The organism is Streptomyces sp. 11x1 (assembly GCF_032598905.1).
Classification (GTDB): Bacteria; Actinomycetota; Actinomycetes; order Streptomycetales; family Streptomycetaceae; genus Streptomyces.
In genome coordinates, this window is the sequence record NZ_CP122458.1 from 9,154,502 (window position 1) to 9,174,406 (window position 19,905).

Here is a 19,905-nt window from a genome sequence, read left to right on the forward strand (position 1 = left end):
GCGGGGGCGTGGCGGAGGTGCGAGGGGGTGGCCCGGTCAGGCGGGTGAGGGGTGCTGTGCGGGGGTGAGGCCCTCGGGGGTGCTGCGCCACTTCTCCTGGACCACGACTTCACGCAGGCGCCAGCCGTCCGGCGTGCGGACCAGGGCGAAGGCGTAGCGGCCGCCGCAGACGAAGTCGGGGGCGGTGGATCCCCCGTCGTGGCCGGCGAAGCGCATCGGGTTGATGTAGTCCGCCTGGACCCGGGCGGTGTCGCCGGTGTCCTGCTCCAGGAGTTCGAAGCGCACCTGTCTGTTGACGATGAGGTGCTGGCGCATGGGGAAGAGCTCCATGCTCCGCGCCAGCCACCCGGCGACCTGCCCGGCGTCCCCCTCGATGCCGCCAGCCGAGCGGTAGTCCGCGCGGCCGCGCGGTACGAACAGGTCCCGGTACGCCGCCCAGTCACCGTCGTCCACCGCCACCGCGTACTCGGTGATCAGGCCGTCGACGGCGAGTCGGTCCATCACGGTCGCGAGCTCCACACGCTGCGTCATCGGCTCAGTCTTGGGGCAGGACCCGCGCCACGCCAAGGGGCGTGCGGTCGGATGGGGGATATTTCCGGGTGTTCAGACCTGCGGCCGGCCGCAGGTCTGCCCGTGGATATTCGGTGGCTCGGCGGCACCGCCGTGGCCGAACCTGGTGCCCGTGACTGAAAGTGAACGCCCCTCAGCGACCGAGCCCAAGTTCCGTGTCCGTGCCCGCCACACCACCGACACGGTCACCGTCTACCAGGCGTACCGCCCGGAGATGGGCGGCCCGGCCGCGCGGCACGGTCGTTTCCCGGCCGCGTGGAAGCGGGACCGGATGACCTGGGTCATCAAGCCGCGTTCACAACCGGATCCGTGGCGCGTCGCCGAGCAGTAGTCAGGCTGAACTCGCGGGTGCCGACCGAGCCGCACAGGGTGCAACGCCAGGCCCCGCCCTGTGCCGCGACCGGACACGGCTGAGCACCTCGGCGTTCCTGCCTGCGTGGGCCGGTCCTCCGCTCCGGGGATCGCCCCGACAAACCGTCCGATGCCGGGTCGGTCAGCGATCCGGCTCCGTCACTCGCAGCTGTCGCAACAGGCCGCCGTAGTCCTCGTCGTCGTCACTGATGAAGATCGGAAAAGAGCCGGAGACCAACGCAACGCCTTCGACCTTGAGGCCCGAGCTCCGGGCGAGCATCTGCGGCGGCTTGACGGGAGCCAGTCGCGCGCCGAGTGGCCCGCCCCGCTGAACCATGGCCGCGCGGTACACGGCGCTGTCGAAGGGCCCGAGGTCACCGGGGTCGTACGCGGACGAGACGTAGAGACTGCCCTTCGCGTCGATGTCGAGGCCCGAGGCGGGGCGCGCACCCGGCGGCTCGGGCGCGGTGAACGAGATCGACGTCCACTTCCTGCCGAACGTGATCGCACCGCTCCTGCCGACCGTCAGGCGCGTCATGTTGATGCGGGTGGTGTCGCTCCCCTGCGCTCGCTCGGCGTACACGAAGTAGTCCCGCCCCCCGACCGTCGCGACGGCGGTGGCCTCGACGTTGGTGAGCGGCTCGGGCGTCTTCGGCCACGGCACCGAGCCCACGATCTCGACATCGAGGTTCTTGTCCCACCGCGCGAGGTAGATGGTGGGGTCGGGGTCATCGCCGTCGGCGTTGCTCTCCACCAGCAGCGCCTTGTCTCGGCCTGGCAGCCGGGCAATGCTCTCCAGGTCGTTCGGCACGCTGGGGAAGTCCACGTGAAGCTCCTCGACGGCGATCCCGTCGGGGTCGACGGGCGTCCGCACGATCGCCAGGCGCGGCAGGTCGCGTTCGGCGTCGTTGTCCCTCGCGTCGTGGCAGACCAGGAAGACCTCTCGTGACTCCGCGTCGCGCCCCGGGGCGGTGAACCTGCGCTCGGTGGCGAGCCAGGCGATGCCGCTGAACTCACGTGGTGCCCTGACCCGGCTCCCGCCGGGGGACGAGACGCCGGTGGACCTCTCGACGCCGCACGCGGCCAGCACGAGGAGGTTCAGTCCGACGACAGCCGACAACAGGCTACGTGTCAGAAACCGACGTCCCATCATGTGTCCTTCCGTTGCGCTGCGAGCACTGCCACGGGTCCCGGCCCGCTCGGGACGCTAGGGCAGAGGCCGTTCGGTTCCCACCAGGCGCCGCCGGAATATCACCGGTCTGGCGGTGAACCTCCGTGAAGGGAGATGATCGCGTTCATGGCTTCCCGGAATTCGCGGGATTCGGGATCCTCGATCGCCGACCGCGCCAGTGTGTCCTGAGAGGGCGTTTGAAGTGGGCAGATTGCCGTTTACGCCCTAGTACGTTCCTCGCCAGGTGGGTGTCGTCTCGTCCGTTATGCGCCTGGCGAGGTTGTCGATCGAGGCGATGTGGATCATGGCCTCGGAGCTGGCGGTGAGGGTCTCGTAGTCGCGGGCGAGGCGGCGGTGCATCATGATCCAGCCGATACTCCGCTCCACCACCCAGCGCCGTTTCACGACCTGAAAGCCGCGGCTCTCCGGATTCCGGTTGACGACTTCGACGTCGATTCCGAGGGTGGCGCCGTGCTCGACGACGGCATTCTTGAAGCCGGTGTCGACCCAGCTCTTCGAGATGGTCGGGTACATCTCCTTCGCCTGGTCGAGCAGGCGGATTCCCAGGGCGTTCTCCGACAGGCCCGCGGCGGCGACGGTCACAGCGAGGATGAGTCCGATCGTGTCCGTGAGGATGCCGCGCTTCCGGCCGACAATTTTCTTCGCGGCGTCCGTTCCCTGGCTGGTCACGGGCACGTTGGTGGAAGTCTTCACGCTCTGGGTGTCGATCACGGATGCGGTCGGCTCGGGCTTGCGCCCCTCTTTTACTCGCGCCAGTCCGGTCAGGTCGTAGTTGAGCTGGGCGAAGATTCCTTCGTCGCGCCAGGCGGCGTAGTAGGCGTAAACGGTGCCGTGGTTCGGGAAGTCGTGCGGGAGATATTTCCAGGGGATTCCGGTGCGGTTCACGTAGAGGATCGCGTTGAAGACGTCCCGTAAATCGACCTTGGCCGGCTGTCCGGTTGGCCTGCGGTCGAGTCGGGCCTTTCTCCAGGCCGTCAACGTCGGCTCGATCAGGGCCCATCGGGCGTCGGACAGGTCGCTGGGGTACGGCTTGCGCTCGCTCACGGCGTAGCGTGATCACGGGCGAGGCGGAGGGCTTGGTTCCGCTGTTCATTGGGCGATTCCGCGGCAACTTCAAACCAGACGGACTTCCAGGTACAGAAGCGAACGAGATGGATGGCCGAGCATTCGACCTGGGGAGCACCATTCGTCGCCTATGGGATGAAGACCCTCAAAGCAGGGCAGTGGCGAGAGCCGCATATAGGGCTTGACCTGCATAAACGCCCTCTGAGAGGGCGATATGAGAGTTGATGGCTGATTTTGCCGCTTCGTTGAGGGTGAGCGGCAGGTCGCTGCAGGATCCGCGACTTCAGTAGCGATCCCCATCGAGGGCTCTTTCGATCTTTGTTTGGCCCGCCCACTGATCCAAGACGGGACTGCCTAGGGGTTGTGAGCCCTGTGGGGCTGCACCTTCAGCACGCGAAGCGTGGCGGTGCGAAGACAGGCCGCCGCCTCGGCCACTGTCATGCGGCCGGCCCCGACCTCGTTGCCGGCGGCGTGTCCCAGGGCGGTCACCGCCCCGACCAGCCAGGCGGCGGGCGGGTCGGGGTCGAACTCTCCTGCAGCTTGCCCCTTCTCGATCAACCGCGTCAGTCGGGCTGCGACGGGCTCGTGCCGCGCTCGGTCGGCTTCGGCATGTGCGGGGGCGGTGCCGAGCTGGAGCAGCACGGGATGCCGCTTGAACAGCAGCCACCCGATGTCCTGCAGTCGCAGGAGTGCGTCGAGGGCGGGCCCGTCCTCGACTTCCGCCGCGTCCATCACTGCCATGGCCTCTTCCGTGACGCGGTCGGCCACAGCTTCCAGCAGTGCGTCGCGGGTGCCGAAGTGGGCGTAGATGGTTTGGCGGGTGACGCCGGCTGCTGCGGCGATGGCGGCCATGCCCGCATCGGGCCGCTCGGCGAGCAGTCGGACCGCGGCGTCGAGTACGGCCTCCCTGCTCCGTTCGGCGTCGGCCCGACGGCGACGCCGAACGGCCGAGGTGTCATCGGGGACTTCTGAAGCAGACAATTCTTACAGCCTTGTCAAAGTTAATTGGCGGGCATATCTTACAGAGATGTAAGAGATAGTAGCGGGGTGCGACCCTGCCTGCCTGGCCGGAGCGACATGCAACCTCTGGAAACCAAGACCCCCGAGCAGTTCGTCGCCGACTTCTTCACCTCCTTTACCGAGGCTGTCGTCCACGGCTCGGAGGACCCCGCCGACCTCATGGCGAGGTTCTACACCCGGGACGTCGTACAGATCGCCGACGGCGTACGACTCGACTGGGACCGGCTCGCCGCCCACCTGCGCCCCGTGCGCAGGAACCTGACCGAGTTCCGGTTCGAGGTGCACGAGGCGCTGGCGGACGGTAACCGGATCGCGGCCCGGTTCACGATCCACGCCCGGATGCGTAAGACCGGGCCGGTCACCACGCAGGTGCACATGTTCGCGGATTTCACCACCGAGGGCCTGCTGCGACGGGCCGAGCAGCTCACGCGGAGCCTCGATCGAACCGAACCACAGCACGGGGGGTAGCAAAGATGCGTATCCGACTCGCCCAGGCAGTTGCCCTGTTGTCCACCGGCGCTCTCGCGGGCGCATTCGGCTACGGAGCGGCCAACCTGGTTCCCACGTTCAACGCCGTACCGCTCGAGATGAGGCTGTCCTTCCACACGGAGTTGATGCAGATGAACGGCATCACCATGCAGGCGGCCATGGGGATGTCGGCGCTTAGCTCCATGACGCTCGCCATCATGACCCGCGGCACCACACGGCGGCTCGCCGGCGGAGCGGCACTCCTGGCGCTGACGTCCTTCCTGATCACCCGGCTCGGCAACGTCCCCATCAACGGTCAGATCAAGAAGTGGGCCGCCACCTCGGCTCCCCCCGACCATGCAGAGATTCTCGCTCGCTGGGAAGCCTTTAACTACGCCCGCACAGGTGCCGCGTTCGCCGCCTTCGTCCTGCTGATCCTTCTTGCCCTGCGTCAGCACCGCACGGGGCGCGATCCGAAAGACAGGCCCCAGACGAAGCCCCGGTGGCACCACGGAAAGTAATGGCCCTCGCCGACCATCGGGGTCCAGATTGCTCACAACGAACCGACGCGGTCAGTGCTCCCGAAGCCCGGATTCCGGCGTTCCCGCAGGGACCAGTGCGCATGAAGCCGTGGACCCTACAGTCGCGGCGACGCAGGGCGGCTTACGGCCGCGGATGGGTGAACAAGCCCTGCTCGGTCTCGGCCAGGATCCCGCGTTCGACGAGCCGCTTGAGCTTCAAGCGGGTGTTGTTGATGGTGTTGGGCGCGATCTCCAGGTCCATCGCCTCGCACACCTGCCGCGCCCGCAGCGGGGCGTCGGCGGCAGCGAACACCGCCATGATCTGCTGGTAGGCCGGATGGTCCGGCAGCTTCGGGGGCGGCGGCACGGGCGGGACCGGCTCGGGCAGCTCCAGCAGCGTCTTGCGAGTGATCCGGATCTCTTCGGCAGTACGGTGAAACTCCTCCAGCTGCGCGGAAAGCTCCGCGATCCGCTCCTTGACCGCCTCGGCCTGCGCGGCGATCTCCCGCTCCCGCTCCTCCAGCCGTGCCAGCACCGCGCCGAGGGTGAGCTGATCGCCGGTCATGTGGTACGCCAGGCCGCGGCGGTGGCCCCGGTCAGCCGGCGCAATATCACCGCGGTCATTGCCCAGTACACCCGCGACTCGGAGGTGCGGGGCTGGTGCTCATAGTCGCGCACCAACCTGCGGTGCAGCATCAAGATCCCGTAGGCGCGCTCCACGATCCACCGCTTGGGGATCGGAACGAACCCGGTCTGCGCGGGGTTGCGCTCCACGACCTCCACCTCGATGCCCACCTTCTCCCCGTGCGTGACGACGGCATTCTTGAAGCCCCGGTCGACCAGGGCCTTCTCGACGGTGTCGGCGTCGGCGGCGACCTTGTCCAGCAGAGTGATACCGACGGCGTTCTCGTGCGCCGACGCGGCCACCACGACCACCGCGATCACCAGCCCCAGGACGTCAACAGCCAGGCCGCGCTTGCGGCCGCATCACGCCCCGTCGACTGCACGGGCACCCCGGCCGCGGCGTGCGCACTCTGGGTGTCGAGCACCACCAGGCTCGGGTCCGCCTTCCGGCCCGCCTTCTCCCGCACCTGCCAGCGCAGCAGGTCGTGGATGGTCTGGTCGGTGCCGTCGTCACGCCAGGTGTAGAAGTAGTACTTCACCGCGCCGGGCGGCGGGAAGTCGTGCGGGAGCAGCTCCCACTGGCAGCCGGTGCGGCCCTGGTAGAGCAGCGCGTTGACGATCTCCCGCATCGCGTACCGGCCCTGATGGCCGCTGACCGAGGGGTGACCGGCCTTCCACGTGGTGATCACCGGCTCGACCAGCGACCACTGCTCGTCGGTCAGGTCGGTCCTGTAGGGCTTGCGCTCGCTCACGGCGACCAGCCCAGCACGCCCACGGCCCCCGACCGGCCGGGATACCGTCCTGCCACACATTCAAGTGACGACAAGTTACCTAAACACTCACATACCGCCCTCTGATACCGGAGTCGACGCCCTCTGAATGGTCTGTGAACACGGCTTGACATGGGTCATCAAGCCGTTTCGACAGCCCCTTTCCTTGGTGAAGGCCGACAGGAAGCAGCGGGCAGCCGCCCCCCTGCGAAGGTCCTCCGGAGGGCTGATCGAGCGGCGTGGGAGATTGCCCGGGGGTGACATCTCCCGGAAGGATGGTTTCCCGACTTGCGGAAGTGATGAACCGGACGGGTCTCGCCGCTCCTCTTCGCAGGCGGTACGGCGAGGCGGTGCGGCTGCGCCGGAGGAGAACGAGATGCACGACGTGCGCAGTGGCTTCGCCACGATGAACGACGGTGTACGGCTCCACTATCTGGAAGCCGGCAGTGGTCCGGACTTGCTTTTCGTTCCCGGTTGGTCGCAGACCGCCGCGCAATGGCGTCATCAGATCACCGACTTCGCCCGTACCCATCACGTGGTCGCGGTCGACCACCGCGGCCACGGTGGATCCGGCAAGCCGGATCACGGATACCGGGTCGCTCGTCTGTCGACGGATCTCCATCAGCTCATTCATCTCCTGGACCTCACCGAGGTTGTCTGGGTGGCCCACTCCATGGGCTGCGCGCTGGCGTGGTCCTACTGGGATCTGTTCGGCGGGGACCGGTTGGCGCGCCTGGTGCTGTTCGACGAACCCGCTGTTCTGGTCCGGCAGCCGTACTGGCCGGACGGTCTGGCCGAATATTTTGGTGCGTTGTACGGCCTCGGGCAGATCGCCGAGGTTGTCGCGGGACTTCGCGATCCGCGCTCGGACGCCGAGATCCTCAGCGCCGGATTCCTGGACGCCATGTGGACCCCGGCCGCCGACGAGGGGGACCGCCAGTGGGTTCTCGCCCAGAACCTTCTCCTGCCCAGGGAGTACGCGGGCAGACTACTGCTGGACAATGTCATGCAGGACTGGCGTGACGTCTTGCCCAGGATCACGGTTCCGACGTTGGTCATAGGAGGGAACGACAGCGTGATCCCCTCAGCCGCCGCGCGGTCGGTGGCCTCGGCTATTCCCGGGGCCTCGGTTCGGATTCTCGGTGAGCGCTCCAGCCACTTCGCGTTCTGGGAGAACCCCGTCGCCTTCAACCGGGAGATCCGGGCCTTCCTCGAAACGCCGGTCGACGCCGACGGGCACCAGGCATCCGTCCGGCGGAGACACAGCGATGCGGCGGGGGCGGAGGAAAGGTCTGCGAACGAGGCTTGACATGGGTCATCAAGCCGCGTTCACAGCCCTCTGCCGCCATGTGACCCGTGGGTGATGTCGGCGGCTGTGCCCGGAGTGTCGGTCAGGGACACAGGTGGGCCAGGAGTTCTGCACTGGCGGGGTACTCCTGTTCCTGGGGGAGCAGTCGGGCAGCTGAGTCCAGTTCGCCGTCCCTGACGAGTGCGTGGATCTCGTGGGCGAGCGGGGTGACGTCGCTGATGGACACGATCCACTCGTCGGCGTAACGCGACGACGCCTCACCCGAGAGCCCCAGTTGCAGCGAGCGGTACGGCAGGGGATGCAGGTGCAGATCGCGTTCGGGATCCCACTGGACACGGGCCGGTGCGCGCTTGAGGCCGCGCTGCCAGGTGTCGCGATCGGGATGCAGGCCGCGGACGTAATGCGACAGGCAGGCATGGCGCAGCGCCCAGTCGAAGCCGTCACGTGTGATCTCGACGGCGAGAACGGTCTCCTGACCGTCCTTCATGCCCCAGCAGGAGCGGTACATCATCCACATGAAACTGGGCTTGATCCACGTCATACGATCAGGCTTCCACGCGACCGGAAAGCGGCCGTCTCGGACGGCAGGCAGTCCGATCTCAGGGGAGTACGCCTGGTAGACGGTGATCGTGGAGGCCGTGTGGAGCGCGCGGATTCTGCGGAGCGGTTCTTCCATGGCGCACAGCGTGGACTCGGTCAGTTCATGTGACTACCGATTTTTTCGTCTGGGTGGCAGCGCCTAGTAGTGCTTGGTCAGGTCGGTATCGGTTCTGGCATGTTGCGGTGACAGGTGGGGCAGGCGCCGGTCCAGACCGCGAGGAGTAGCTGCAGTTCGCGGGCGACCTGGTAGAGGCTCAGGCCGGCGCCGTCTCTTTTGGGGACCGGGTGATGCGCTGAAGGGTGCAAAAGGCGTGTGCGACGGAGACGAGGGTGACGTGGTGGTGCCAGCCTCGCCAGGTGCGGCCTTCGAAGTGGGCCAGGCCCAGGGTCTGCTTCATCTCGCGGTAGTCGTGCTCGATGCGCCAGCGTAGTTTCGCGGTGCGCACGAGGGTGGCCAGCGCCGTGTCGGCGGGAAGGTTGGACAGCCAGAACTGGACGGGTTCGGGCTGGTCGGCGGGCCATTCGGCCAGCAGCCAGCAGACGGGCAGTTCCGGGCCGTCGCAGGCTTTGCGGATCTCGCGTCCGGCGGGCCGCACGCGCAGGGCCACGAAGCGGGAGTACATGCGCTTGACGCCGCTGCGGCCGCTGCCCGGGCGGGAGCCTTCCCGCCACTGCACCGGCCGGGCTGTCTGCTTGCCGGCCTCGATGACCAGCTTCTTCACCGTCCTGGCCGCCTCGGGATAAACCGGCTGGGGCCGAGGGCCGCGACCGCCGTAGGGCGGGGTATGCGGCCGTGCCGTTTCCGGGTGGGCGGTGGTCGTGGTGGAGATGCCGACCGCGTAGCCGAGCCCGCGTTCTTCCAGGCCCAGCCGGAAGGCTGCGGTATCGCCGTAACCGCCGTCGGCGACGACGATCGGGACGTCGATGCCCCACGACCTGGTCTCGTCGATCATGTCCAGGGCCAGCTGCCACTTCTCGACGTGTCCGACGTCGGTGGGGATGCCGCACGTGGTGCGGCGGGCCACCTTGCCCGGATCGGCCTTGGACGAGGCGGGATCCCAGCTCTCGGGCAGGAACAGACGCCAGTCGACAGCAGCCGACGCGTCGTCGGAGGCCAGGTGCAGGGACACCCCGGCCTGACAGTTGGTGACCTTGCCCGCGGTGCCGGTGTACTGCCGGGCCACACACGCCGAGGCGTCCCCGTCCTTGAGGAAGCCTGTGTCATCCACGATCAGCGCGGTCGGCTTGACCACCTGCTGCATCCGCCAGGCCAGGCGGGCGCGGACATGCGCCGCGTCCCACGGGCTGGTGGTGATGAAGTTCGCCAGGGCCTGCCGGTTGCCGTCCTCGCCCAGGCGGGCGGCCATCGGTTCCACCGACTTGCGCCGCCCGTCCAGCAGCAGGCCCCGCAGATAGACCGTTCCCCACCGGCGTTGATCCGCCCGCGCGAACGGCTCGAACATCTCTGCCGCGAAGTCCTCCAGATCACACCGGACCGCGGCAAGCTCCCCACCCATCACAACAGGTCAACGGAACAAGCGATCAAACGGACACGCCACCGGCGAGTGAACCTGACCAAGCACTACTAGGGCGTGTGTCGAAAGTGGATCTTGAGCATGAGATGATCTTGATTCGTGGCACGTGGAGATCTGACGGACGCGCAATGGGCGGTGCTGGAACCGCTGTTGCCGAAGGGCGTGAAGCCCGGACGGCCGCCGACGTGGGCCAGGCGGCAGCTGATCGACGGCATACGGTTCCGGGTCCGCACCGGCATCCCTTGGCGGGACCTGCCCGCCGAGTACGGGCCGTGGGGCCGGGCGTACGACCTGTTCCGCCGGTGGCAGAGGGACGGTACCTGGCATCGGATCTTCACCGCGCTGCAGGCCCGGGCCGACGCGAAAGAGCTGATCACCTGGGACATCAACGTCGACTCCACGGTGTGCCGGGCCCACCAGCACGCCGCCGGGGCGAGGAAAAAGGGGAGCTGCAGAAGGAGCCGCCCGGCGGCGTCAGCGTCGAGCCGGACGACCACGGGCTCGGGCGCTCGCGCGGCGGTCTGACCACCAAGCTGCACCTGGCCGTCGAACAGGGCCAGAAGCCCTTGTCGATCGTGATCACGGCCGGCCAGCGGGGCGACTCCCCGCAGTTCGAGCCTGTCCTGAACAAGGTCCGCGTCCCGCGTCCTGGGCCGGGCAGGCCGCGCACCCGACCCAATCGCGTGCGCGCCGACAAGGCGTACGCCTCCCGGAAGAACCGCGCTTACCTGCGGCGGCGCGGGATCCGCTGCACCATCCCGGACAAGGCCGACCAGGCCCGGAACCGCAAGAAACGAGGGTCGCGCGGCGGCCGTCCGCCGAAGTTCGACCCGCAGGACTACAAGGCTCGGCACGCGGTCGAGTGCGGCATCAACCGCCTCAAAAGACACCGGGCCGTGGCCACGAGATACGACAAACTCGCGGTCCGCTACGAGGCGACCGTCCTCGTAGCGGCTATCAACGAGTGGCTGTGACCAGCACTTTCGATACACGCCCTAGTAGACTGTCGCAGCTAATTTCCGGGATAGAGGTGGCGCAGTTTGATGCGTGCGTCGTGGGTGGTGAACTGCCAGTTGACCTGACGCTGGCCGGTGTTGGTGGCGCTCTGCCAGGCGGAGAGTTCGGTATTGAGGGTGTCGAGGTCGCTGATCCTGCGGTCGAGGCATTGCCGGGTCAGCGCGGAGAGTTCGATCTCGGCGATGTTGAGCCATGACCCGTGTCTGGGCGTGTGGTGGATCTCGAGGCGCTGGGCCAGGGCGAAGGCCTCTTGCGGTTCGAATGCCTCGTACAGTGAGGTGATGTTGTGGGTGTTGAGGTTGTCCATCACCAGCACCACGGTGTCGGCGTCGGGGTAGTCCACGCTCAGCAGCTGCCTCACCTGGCCGGCCCAGTCGGTCCGGGTCCGCCGGGGCAGTGCCTGGATCCGACGCCACCCGCGCACGGGTTCGACCCATACGAAGACGGAGCACGTGCCGCAGCGGATGTACTCGTTGCCCTCGCGGGCGTCCCGGCCGGGGCGGGCCGGGAGCGGGGCGCGGGCATGGTCGAGGAGCTGGTAGGGCTTCTCGTCCATGCACACCACGGGACGTGCCGGGTCGAAGGGCCGGGCGTAGACGGCCAGTACGTCTTCCATCCGGGCCGCGAACTCCGCGTTCGCCCGTGGCGGGATGGTCCAGCACTTCTTCAGGTGAGGACGCAGTTCCGTTTTTTCGGATCCGCCCGATGGTGGAGTGGTCCAGGTCGGGGATGTCCTCGACCAGTGCGACGTGCTTCTCCAGCAGCCGCAGCGACCACCGGGCGTGGCTGTGAGCATGGAAGCACGCCCACAGGGCGATGCCGGCCGACTGCAGGGACTGCCGCTCGGACAACCGGAACAGCGTGGGAATCACCCGCTGTTCGGTGTCACCCTCGACGGCCAGGAAAGAACGCTCGTGCAGGAGCACAGAGTTACGCAGGCCCACCGCCGCGGCGATCCGTCCCAGGTGACCGTCGATCTCGTCGTGCGTGTCGACCCCCAACCGCTCGACCGGCGTCCGGCCGTCCTCCAACCGCAGGTGTACGACATCGGCGATGTCTACACCATCGATCGGGTTCATGGAGTGGGTGGTGACGATGACGTTCACGTGGGGCAGCGCGCTCCGGTCACGGATGAGCTGCATGGTCTTGTGCTGGTGACCGTAGTCGAGATGCGTGTCCGGCTCGTCGTAGATCACGATCGTCTGCACCGGCGGCGGGGCATCCGCGACAGCCTCGGGCTCGGCGGAGGGATCGACGTCGCCGAACTCCTCGCGCGTGAGCAGCCAGCTGTTCCACTCCCAGATCGCAAGGGAGATACGGCGCGCGCTTCCCAGCCCGGAACGTGCCAGGCCGACGGCTTCGCCCTTCGTACGGGCGATCCGCAGCGGTGCGCCCTCACGCTGGGTCAGATGCCGGTTCAAGGGCCTTCCCCAAAAGACTCACCAGGTGAAGCAGGTCGTCCGCGTCCAGTCGGGCCAAGGGGCTCAGGGGCAGGGTCGCCTCGATCACCACAGACCGCACTCGTCGGCCGTCGTCCGTAAGCGTCACGACGCGGGAACGACGGTCGGCGGGGTCGGTGGAGCGTTCAACGAGACCGCGGCTGGTGAGCTGGTTCATGACGAAACTGAGGTTGGGCGCGTTGCAGTGCAGTCGGTCGGCCAGGTCCTTCATCGAGGGCGGCGCCTCGGCCGGATCGATCGACCAGAGTGCCTGAGCGGTGGCGTGCGTCAGACCGTGTTCGGCCAGGATGCTTGTGATCCGGTCGCTCGTCCGCAGGAAGATCTCCTGGTTCGCCGCCACTGCCGCCTCAAGGATGCTCCGTGTCATGACTTCATCCTACCGTTTTACTTCGAGACTCGAAGTGCTAACTTATTCGAGACTCGAAGTATCGACTCGCTGCGCTCGGTATCCAAGAGCGCCGAGTCGAGGTGCCTGCATCTGTCAAGGCCGACGACAAGAGAGAAGAAATGACCGCGCTGAATGAGCCGCTGCACCTGAGCCATGGCGCTCCACTGCTCAACAGGATCGCGAAGGCCGCAATGGAAGAGTTGCTCGCCGCGCCGGGGCAGTTGCCCGGTGACAAACTCTTCACACTCTATCGGCGTTGGGCCGCCGGAGGAGCGGGACTCCTGATCACCGGGCATGTGATGATCGACGGCAGAGCGGTCGCCCAGCCTGCTGATGTAGTCCTGGAACAGGACACTCCGCTGGAGCCGTTCCAGCGCTGGGCGGCGGCCGGCAAGTCGGCGGGTGGACGAATGTGGATGCAGATCAACCATCCCGGGCGCGTCGTCCCCAAGGACTTAGCCGACACCACCTGGGCCCCGTCCGCGGTGTCCATCGGCGCCGGTCGCTTCTCCAGCATGTACCCGACGCCCCAGCCGATGAGCGCCCAGGAGATCGCCGAGACGGTGGAACGCTTCGCCGTGACCGCGCGGCGAGCCCAGCAAGCCGGCTTCGACGGAGTCGAGATCCACGCCGCCCACGGCTACCTTCTCTCCCAGTTCCTCTCCCCTCTCGTGAACCGGCGCGATGACCGCTGGGGCGGCAATCTGCGCAACCGTGCCCGCCTGCTGCTCGACGTCGTGAGCGCAGTACGGGAACGGGTCGGCACGGACTTCGCCGTGGGAGTGAAACTGAACTCGGCAGACTTTCAGCGCGGTGGATTCGACACTGGTGACGCGCGAGATGTGATCAAGATGCTCGCCGACGAGGGAGCTGACCTGGTAGAGCTGTCCGGTGGCAGTATCGAAAGCCTGGCCACCGCGGGCCCAGGCTTCGCGGCGGACGGTCGTACCCTTGCCCGCGAGGCCTACTTCCTCGAACTCGCCAAGGAGCTTGTCGCCACCTCGCCGCTACCACTGCTGCTGACCGGAGGAATCCGCCGACGCGCCGTCGCCCAACATGTGATCGACTCCGGGTTCGCCATGGCCGGTGTAGCCACTGCGCTGGCCATCAATCCCACACTGCCCGAGCAGTGGCTCGCCGGGAGTGATGCACAGACCCACCCGGCCCGCAGCCGTCTGCGCAACAAGATGCTGGCAGCCGCAGCTGTCCAAGCCGTCACATCGCGGCGACTTGCCCGCCTCGCCGCGGGCAAGTCGTCGGAGACCCCCTACTCTCCGGCCGCCGCCCTGCTCCATGAAACGCTCGTCCGTGCCCGGCGCCGACGCGGCTATCGGAAATGGCGTACGGCCGCCTGAAGCCGGACCGGTTCGTACCGGCCCCTCGGGCACATGCCGTCCTATGAATGGCGTGCATCCTGAAGTTGCTGGTCACGGGTCTGGCGTGAGGGTCGGGAGAACTACTCGCGCAGAGATCTGCTGCCAGTGCGGGCGTCAGGAGCCTGCGGCCTTCCGGGACGAGCAAGGGCCCTGATGCCGGCTCTGCCGGTCGAAGAACCGGGCCGAGCGCTGCGTCTGTCCTGCGTTCCGCGTAATTCGGGGGTTCTGGAGTCCCTGCCGGGCTGGAGGTGCAGGTCAGTGGGCTGGAGGCTGGTGACGCGGGCAGATTCGCCTAGAGACGCGATTCTGCGGATTCGCCTGCGCTGACCTGGAGTTGCTCCGTAGGGTCTGGAGTCGTGTATGTGAAGACGACGAAGCGGGAGAACAAGTCCGGCACGGTCCGGTACCTGCACCTGGCCCACAACGAGTGGGATCCGGTAAAGGGCCGGGCGGTCCCGAAGGTGCTGTTCACGTTCGGCCGTGAGGACGACCTCGACCGGGACGCGGTGAGGCGCCTGGTCGCGTCTCTATCGAGGCTGCTGGAGCCGGGTGAGGCACTGGCGTCGACGGCGGCGGGTGACCTGGAGTTCGTCTCGTCGGTCCCGTTCGGCGGCACCTATGTCCTCGATCATCTCTGGCGGCGGCTGAGGATCGACAGGATCGTCGGGCAGGTCGGGCAGCCCAAACGGGGCCGGCGCCGGGACATGTCGATGACCGAGCGGGTGCTGTTCTCCCTGGTTGCGAACCGGGCCCTGGCTCCGTCGTCCAAGCTGGCCGCCGCGGACTGGGTCACGCACGACGTGCATGTCGAGGGCCTGCCGGCCATCGACGACGACGCCTGCTACCGGGCGATGGACTGGCTCCACGAGGTGACCGACGACCTGGAGAAGCGGGTGTTCGACGAGGTCGCGAACCTCCTCAACCTCGAGGTCGACCTGCTGTTCTTCGACGCCACCAGCACCTACTTCGAACTGGAGGAAGCCGACGGACCCGTCGCCCGCGACGACAAGGGCCGCCTCCTGAGGGACGGCCGCCCACCCGCTGAAGAGGACGGCGAGAGCGCGGATCAGGCCGGATTCCGTGCCTTCGGCAAGTCGAAGGACTCCCGCGACGACCTGCCGCAGATCGTGATCGGGATGGCCGTCACGAGGGACGGGATCCCGGTCCGCGTCTGGTCCTGGCCCGGCAACACCGGTGACAGCAAGCTGATCCGGCAGGTCAAGGACGACATGCGGGACTGGATCCTCAGCAAGATCGTGTGGGTCACCGACCGGGGATTCTCCAGCGAACGCAACCGCCGCTACCTCCGCCAGGGCGACAACGCCTACATCGTCGGCGAGAAACTCCGCTCAGGCAGCCCGGAGGTGAAGGCCGCCCTGTCCCGCCAGGGCCGCTATGGCGAGATCGCCCAGAACATGCGGGTCAAGGAGGTGCGGATCTCCGACACCGAACGGTTCGTGATCTGCCACAACCCCGAAGCCGCCACCCGTGACCAGCACATACGCGAACAGCTCGTCTCCCAGCTCACGACCCTGATCGAAGACACCGACAAGCTCAGCGACTTCAAGCGTGGCGAACTCCGCGGCAAGATCGCCGGCAAGCCCGGCCTCAACCGTTACCTCCGCACCACCCCGTCCGGCAAGCTCCGCATCGACACCGCGAAGATCAAGACCGAGGAGAACCTCGACGGCAAGTACCTGCTGCGATGCTCCGACCCGGACCTGTCCGCCGAGGACATCGCACTCGGATACAAGCAGCTCCTCGAAGTCGAGCGGGGCTGGCGGGACATGAAGCAGATCATCGACCTGCGGCCCGTCTACCACCGGCTCGAGGAACGCATACGCGCACACGTCGTCCTCTGCTGGCTCGCTCTCCTGTTGATCCGCATCATCGAGACCACCGCCGACGCGACCTGGACGACCGTCCGCCGCGAGCTCGACCGGCTCCACCTCGGTACGTTCACCGGCCCGACCGGCCTGTTCCGCCAGGTCACCGCCCTCACCAAGCCCCAGAGGGACCTGCTGGCCAAGCTCGACATCCCCGCACCGAAGCAGATCATCGCGCTCGAACCCGCACCCCGCTGACCAGCACGAACACCAGCGCCTAGAGAAACGCCTCTCAGGCGCCCTCACCCATGTCCGCGCAGGTCAGACCCCAGATTCGTGACTCTAGGACGCTGAATTACGCGGAACGCAGGTCTGTGGGCGGTGCGGAAGAGCCGCAGCCCGTCGGGACGGCAAGAGGTCTGGCATCTCTGCTGACAGCGCGAACACCGCGTCCCGCAGCCGTGTCACAGCGGCGGCCGCACCAAGGAGCCCCACCGTCGACCGCCGCTGGACGCCGTACTGCGCGAGTTGCCCACCCTACGTCCGGTCGCCCACGGTTGGCTTCCCGCCTGTCCTCGCCGACATCGCCGCCGAGCGTCTGCTGCAGATGCGGGTGCCGCGGCGCCGCACTCCCAACCACCTCACGAGCGTGACCCAGGGCCTGGCCGAGGCGAGCCCTACGGTTGCGTACGCCCAAGTGGTACTAACACCGTAACTCTCCTCTCTCGCGGCGGATGAGGGCCGGGCTCAATAGCGTGCAACTCGATGACGAGTTGCATGCCTTGTTGAAACTGCACTCGGACAGGGGCATAGCTGCCCGGGCGGCGTCGTGCGCATTGTCGTCCGTGCTCCGCCTGTGCTGGAGACGGGTCTGTCGGGGATCGAAAATGTAGGTCATGCTACGGACAAGGAACCCGTGGCCGCTGCCAGGCACACGTGACGGTGCACGTGCCACCTGGTGTCCTGTCCGACTCGTACCTGAGGCTGCTCAGCATGGGGCATGCAGGATCTGGCAGGCGGCGTGGAGGTCTCCATCTGCGGGTCCAGTTAGTGTCCTGAGCTCGGGTCGGTTCGTGAGATTGACCAGACAGTCAGGACTCCTGCGCTCAGAACGGTCGGGTGGGCGCCGCTGCCTCAACAGGCCGCTGTCCCGGCATCGGACTTGGATCCAGCCATATCGTTTGATCGTTTGATCGCCTGAACCGGTGACCGTGGCGGTCCGCGACGAGGGCAAGAGGGCCGGTAGCAGGGCCGGCGGCGTACCGGCAAGTGGTTGCTGCGACCGGCGCGCCACCCCCGCGGGGTTGTTATCGGGACATCAACTCCCTTGCCATCAACAGTCGTTGTGTGCTGGGACGGTAAAATCTTCTGACCGATCGGCGACTGCTGACGATTGAGGACAAGACCAGGGGGATGCACATGCAGTGCTTAGGCCACGCGGGCTCGTCCCCGTGGTTGCCAGACGCTCGCTACACGGGCGATGCGTACTGGCTACGACCTCAGCACGTAGGCATTGGTCGTCCGGCCGGCATGTGTGTTGAACCCTGCAAGATCCGGACGCCGATGTTCTGACAGAACTCGGAAGGGTCGTCGTTGTCCACTCAGGTGCCGGTGTCTAATCGCCGGGTCTAGGAAGTCGTCATTGTCTTCTTGGTCTCCGTGGTCGCGGGCTTGATGGGCGGCGGCCTCCTTTGGGCTGCTCTTGGTATGTCGGCGGTGTCGGCGGTCGGTACTGGAGCCGCAGTCTTCGTCGGCGTTTTCGGTCTCTGTTTGACGGCCGTCACTTACATCAAGAAGCAGAGCAGTTAGCGCAACGTGGGGGCGGATCCGAACAAATCGCCCCCACGCGCTTGCACGTCATCATCACCCGCTCCCCGCATGTGTTCATCGTGGTCGGGATTCACTCGTCGACCGTAGCCGCGCGGGAAAGGATTGTGAACGAGGCTTGACCTGGATCAAGCCGTCCTTCCTGTGGATGATGTACCGCTGCGGCTGGGGCACGAAGGAGGGCCAGGAGACCGTTCTGGCCGTGGAGATCAGCCGGGAGGGCTTCGAGTGGGCGCTGCGTCGCTCGTGCCTCTCGCACTACGTTCCCGAGCTGCACGAGAGCCGGGGCGCCTGGCAGCGGGAGGTCCGTCGGTCGCCCGCCCGCGTCCAGTGGGACCCCGAACGCGACCTGCGGCTCGCCCCGCTGCCCTATCGCTCGTTGCAGCTGGGCCTGTCGGGTGAGGCGGCTGCGAGGTACGCCGACGAGTGGATCGTCGGCATCGAGGACGTGACGCCGCTCGCCAGGCAGATCCACGGCCTCGTCCGGGCACGTGACCTGGAGGCGGCCACGGCACTGCTGCCGGATGAGCCGCCGTATCCCGTCGCCGCCGATGTCCTGGCCCATCTGCGGAGCTGAGCGCTCAGCCGCGGCGAGGGCCGAGCAGTGCGCAGACCGCGTTCTCCTCGATCGTGCGGAGCCGTTCCACGAGGTCGGGGGTCAGCCGCGCGTTCACCTGGGTGGTGAGCGAGAAGGTGAGGGACCTGCGGCCGTCGGGGGTCGCGGCGATCAACTGGGTGTACCCGGGGAAGTTCCCGGTGTGGCCCAGGACCACCCCGCAGCGTGTGTCGTAGCGGAAGATGGCCAGCCCCGCCCTGTTGCGGCCCGGGCCGGCCGGTTCGGAGGCCCCCCGGATCCAACGCCGCTGTTCGTGCAGGATCTCTCTCGACGTCAGCTCCCCGGCGGCGTAGCCCCGGATGAACCGCGTCATGTCTCGTGGGGTGGAGATGATCCCGCCCGAGGCCCACACACCGGACGCGCTGAGCGCCTCGCTGACGTCCTCCGGCGGCGCGGGCGGCGCGACGGCGTACCCGTGCATGTACGGCTCCGGCATCTCGTATCCCAGGGGAAGGCTGGTGTCGGTCAGCCCGAGCGGCCGGTAGACGATCCGGCGCAGGAGGTCCTCGTACGTCTTGTGGGTCGCGGCCTCCGCCATCAGGGCGACGGCGATGTTGTCGGAGTTGGAGTACTGGTACCGGGAGCCCGCAGGGAACCGCAGTTCTTGGTCCGCCACGAAGTCCAGGAGCCGGCGGGGGTCGAAGGCGCGGCGGGGGTCGGCGAGGAGCAGGTCCAGGAACTCCTGGTCCTCGCTGTAGTCGGGCAGTCCGCTGGTGTGGTTGAGCAACTGCCGCAGGGTGACCGGCCACCAGGCTTGCGGCAGTCGGGGCAATGTGTCGCCGATGGTGCTGTCGAGGCTGAGCTCACCCTGTTGCACGAGGCGGAGCGCCACCGCGCCGCTGAACGCCTTCGCCGTGCTTCCGATGCGCGTGTGGTCGGTGAGCTCGATCGGACGGCCGCTCTCCAGGTCGGCGACTCCGGCCCGCAGGACGCGTGGGCTGCCGTCCCGTTGCAGTACGACGATCACGCCGGGCGGACCTCCGGGGGTGGCGACCAGCTCTTCGAGCTGCCGTTGCAGGGCGCGCTCGCCTCGGCCGTCGGCACCGCCGTCGGCGGAGGCGCCCGCGGTCGGGGCGAGGAGCAGCCCGCCCAGGCAGGAGGCGCCGAGCAGGGCGACGAGGGAGGGGCGCCGCAGACGGGGCCGGATACGGAGACGAAGACCGGGGCGAAGGCCAGGGCGAAGACGGAAGCGGCCGGCACGCGGACCGGCATCGGGGCGCGGGCGGGGAGCGGGCGTGAGTGGCATGAGGGTCCCGAGGGAAGAGCGGTGGGCAGGGGGCACCCTCAGCATCGGCCGGGACCTCGACGACGCGCGCGCGAGCTTGCGCTATCCGGCGGATCGGGCGCGCGAGCCGCCCCCAGCCGCCCCC

At 67.5% G+C, this 19,905-nt stretch carries 17 protein-coding genes and 2 pseudogenes; 8 read left to right on the forward strand and 11 right to left on the reverse strand.

Annotation, left to right across the window (positions count from 1 at the left end):
* Nucleotides 1-36: 36 nt before the first annotated feature.
* Nucleotides 37-531, reverse strand: coding sequence for a nuclear transport factor 2 family protein (locus P8T65_RS40265; RefSeq protein WP_316730330.1), 495 nt, complete (start codon nucleotides 529-531; stop codon nucleotides 37-39).
* A gap of 142 nt (nucleotides 532-673) precedes the next feature.
* On the opposite strand from P8T65_RS40265, the pseudogene P8T65_RS40270 reads away from it, so the two are divergent.
* A pseudogene (locus tag P8T65_RS40270) lies at nucleotides 674-862 on the forward strand (DUF4291 family protein); the annotation flags it as partial.
* A 201-nt stretch (nucleotides 863-1,063) separates the two neighbouring features.
* On the opposite strand, the gene P8T65_RS40275 reads toward P8T65_RS40270, so the two are convergent.
* The 3 genes from P8T65_RS40275 to P8T65_RS40285 form a co-directional block, all read right to left on the reverse strand.
* Nucleotides 1,064-2,041 (reverse strand): hypothetical protein, encoded by a 978-nt coding sequence (locus P8T65_RS40275; RefSeq protein WP_316730331.1) that lies wholly within the window; start codon nucleotides 2,039-2,041, stop codon nucleotides 1,064-1,066.
* 276 nt (nucleotides 2,042-2,317) lie between these two features.
* Nucleotides 2,318-3,157, reverse strand: coding sequence for an IS5 family transposase (locus tag P8T65_RS40280; protein WP_316725715.1), 840 nt, complete (start codon nucleotides 3,155-3,157; stop codon nucleotides 2,318-2,320).
* A gap of 375 nt (nucleotides 3,158-3,532) precedes the next feature.
* Entirely contained in the window at nucleotides 3,533-4,159 is a 627-nt protein-coding gene (locus P8T65_RS40285) for a TetR/AcrR family transcriptional regulator (RefSeq protein ID WP_283301941.1), read from the reverse strand.
* A gap of 96 nt (nucleotides 4,160-4,255) precedes the next feature.
* Between P8T65_RS40285 and P8T65_RS40290 the strand changes: the two genes are divergently transcribed.
* Nucleotides 4,256-4,666, forward strand: a complete 411-nt coding sequence (locus P8T65_RS40290; RefSeq protein WP_283301943.1) for a nuclear transport factor 2 family protein — start codon at nucleotides 4,256-4,258, stop codon at nucleotides 4,664-4,666.
* Between the two features lie 5 nt (nucleotides 4,667-4,671).
* Nucleotides 4,672-5,187 carry a DUF1772 domain-containing protein gene (locus P8T65_RS40295; RefSeq protein ID WP_316730332.1) on the forward strand — a complete coding sequence of 172 codons (516 nt, stop codon included), beginning with the start codon at nucleotides 4,672-4,674 and terminating at the stop codon, nucleotides 5,185-5,187.
* Between the two features lie 142 nt (nucleotides 5,188-5,329).
* Here P8T65_RS40295 and P8T65_RS40300 read toward each other — a convergent pair whose 3' ends face one another.
* Both P8T65_RS40300 and P8T65_RS40305 read right to left on the reverse strand, forming a co-directional pair.
* Nucleotides 5,330-5,752 (reverse strand): hypothetical protein, encoded by a 423-nt coding sequence (locus P8T65_RS40300; RefSeq protein WP_316730333.1) that lies wholly within the window; start codon nucleotides 5,750-5,752, stop codon nucleotides 5,330-5,332.
* Nucleotides 5,749-6,563, reverse strand: a pseudogene (locus P8T65_RS40305) (IS5 family transposase). Before P8T65_RS40305 ends, P8T65_RS40300 begins: the two are co-directional and overlap by 4 nt.
* A gap of 394 nt (nucleotides 6,564-6,957) precedes the next feature.
* On the opposite strand from P8T65_RS40305, the gene P8T65_RS40310 reads away from it, so the two are divergent.
* A complete protein-coding gene (locus P8T65_RS40310) occupies nucleotides 6,958-7,890 on the forward strand; it encodes an alpha/beta hydrolase (protein WP_316730334.1) in 933 nt (310 codons plus the stop codon).
* A gap of 82 nt (nucleotides 7,891-7,972) precedes the next feature.
* Here the strand turns inward: P8T65_RS40310 and P8T65_RS40315 are convergent, their stop codons facing one another.
* Nucleotides 7,973-8,566, reverse strand: a complete 594-nt coding sequence (locus tag P8T65_RS40315) for a DUF4291 domain-containing protein (RefSeq protein ID WP_316730335.1) — start codon at nucleotides 8,564-8,566, stop codon at nucleotides 7,973-7,975.
* Nucleotides 8,567-8,744: 178 nt separating this feature from the next.
* On the reverse strand, nucleotides 8,745-10,007 hold the full coding sequence (locus tag P8T65_RS40320; protein WP_198655123.1) for an IS701 family transposase: 1,263 nt from the start codon (nucleotides 10,005-10,007) through the stop codon (nucleotides 8,745-8,747).
* A 117-nt stretch (nucleotides 10,008-10,124) separates the two neighbouring features.
* On the opposite strand from P8T65_RS40320, the gene P8T65_RS40325 reads away from it, so the two are divergent.
* Nucleotides 10,125-10,999, forward strand: a protein-coding gene (locus tag P8T65_RS40325; RefSeq protein WP_316725904.1) for an IS5 family transposase whose coding sequence is annotated in 2 segments (ribosomal slippage) — nucleotides 10,125-10,475 and nucleotides 10,478-10,999 — 873 coding nt in all. Because the reading frame shifts where the segments join, the coding sequence is not laid out codon by codon here.
* A gap of 38 nt (nucleotides 11,000-11,037) precedes the next feature.
* On the opposite strand, the gene P8T65_RS40330 is transcribed toward P8T65_RS40325, so the two are convergent.
* Both P8T65_RS40330 and P8T65_RS40335 read right to left on the reverse strand, forming a co-directional pair.
* Nucleotides 11,038-11,838, reverse strand: a complete 801-nt coding sequence (locus P8T65_RS40330; protein ID WP_316730336.1) for an IS630 family transposase — start codon at nucleotides 11,836-11,838, stop codon at nucleotides 11,038-11,040.
* Between the two features lie 599 nt (nucleotides 11,839-12,437).
* On the reverse strand, nucleotides 12,438-12,869 hold the full coding sequence (locus tag P8T65_RS40335; protein WP_316730337.1) for a winged helix DNA-binding protein: 432 nt from the start codon (nucleotides 12,867-12,869) through the stop codon (nucleotides 12,438-12,440).
* A gap of 140 nt (nucleotides 12,870-13,009) precedes the next feature.
* Here P8T65_RS40335 and P8T65_RS40340 point away from each other — a divergent pair, with 140 nt between their 5' ends.
* The 3 genes from P8T65_RS40340 to P8T65_RS40350 all read left to right on the forward strand — a co-directional run bounded on the left by P8T65_RS40340 (nucleotide 13,010) and on the right by P8T65_RS40350 (nucleotide 18,496).
* Nucleotides 13,010-14,245 carry an NADH:flavin oxidoreductase/NADH oxidase family protein gene (locus P8T65_RS40340; protein WP_316730338.1) on the forward strand — a complete coding sequence of 412 codons (1,236 nt, stop codon included), beginning with the start codon at nucleotides 13,010-13,012 and terminating at the stop codon, nucleotides 14,243-14,245.
* 383 nt (nucleotides 14,246-14,628) lie between these two features.
* The gene (locus tag P8T65_RS40345) at nucleotides 14,629-16,350 is read left to right on the forward strand and encodes an IS1634 family transposase (protein WP_316730339.1); all 1,722 of its coding nucleotides are present in this window, start codon (nucleotides 14,629-14,631) and stop codon (nucleotides 16,348-16,350) included.
* Between the two features lie 1,567 nt (nucleotides 16,351-17,917).
* Nucleotides 17,918-18,496, forward strand: coding sequence for a DUF4291 domain-containing protein (locus P8T65_RS40350; protein WP_399103360.1), 579 nt, complete (start codon nucleotides 17,918-17,920; stop codon nucleotides 18,494-18,496).
* Nucleotides 18,497-18,500: 4 nt separating this feature from the next.
* Here the strand turns inward: P8T65_RS40350 and P8T65_RS40355 are convergent, their stop codons facing one another.
* A complete protein-coding gene (locus tag P8T65_RS40355; RefSeq protein ID WP_316730341.1) occupies nucleotides 18,501-19,781 on the reverse strand; it encodes a serine hydrolase domain-containing protein in 1,281 nt (426 codons plus the stop codon).
* Nucleotides 19,782-19,905 lie beyond the last annotated feature (124 nt).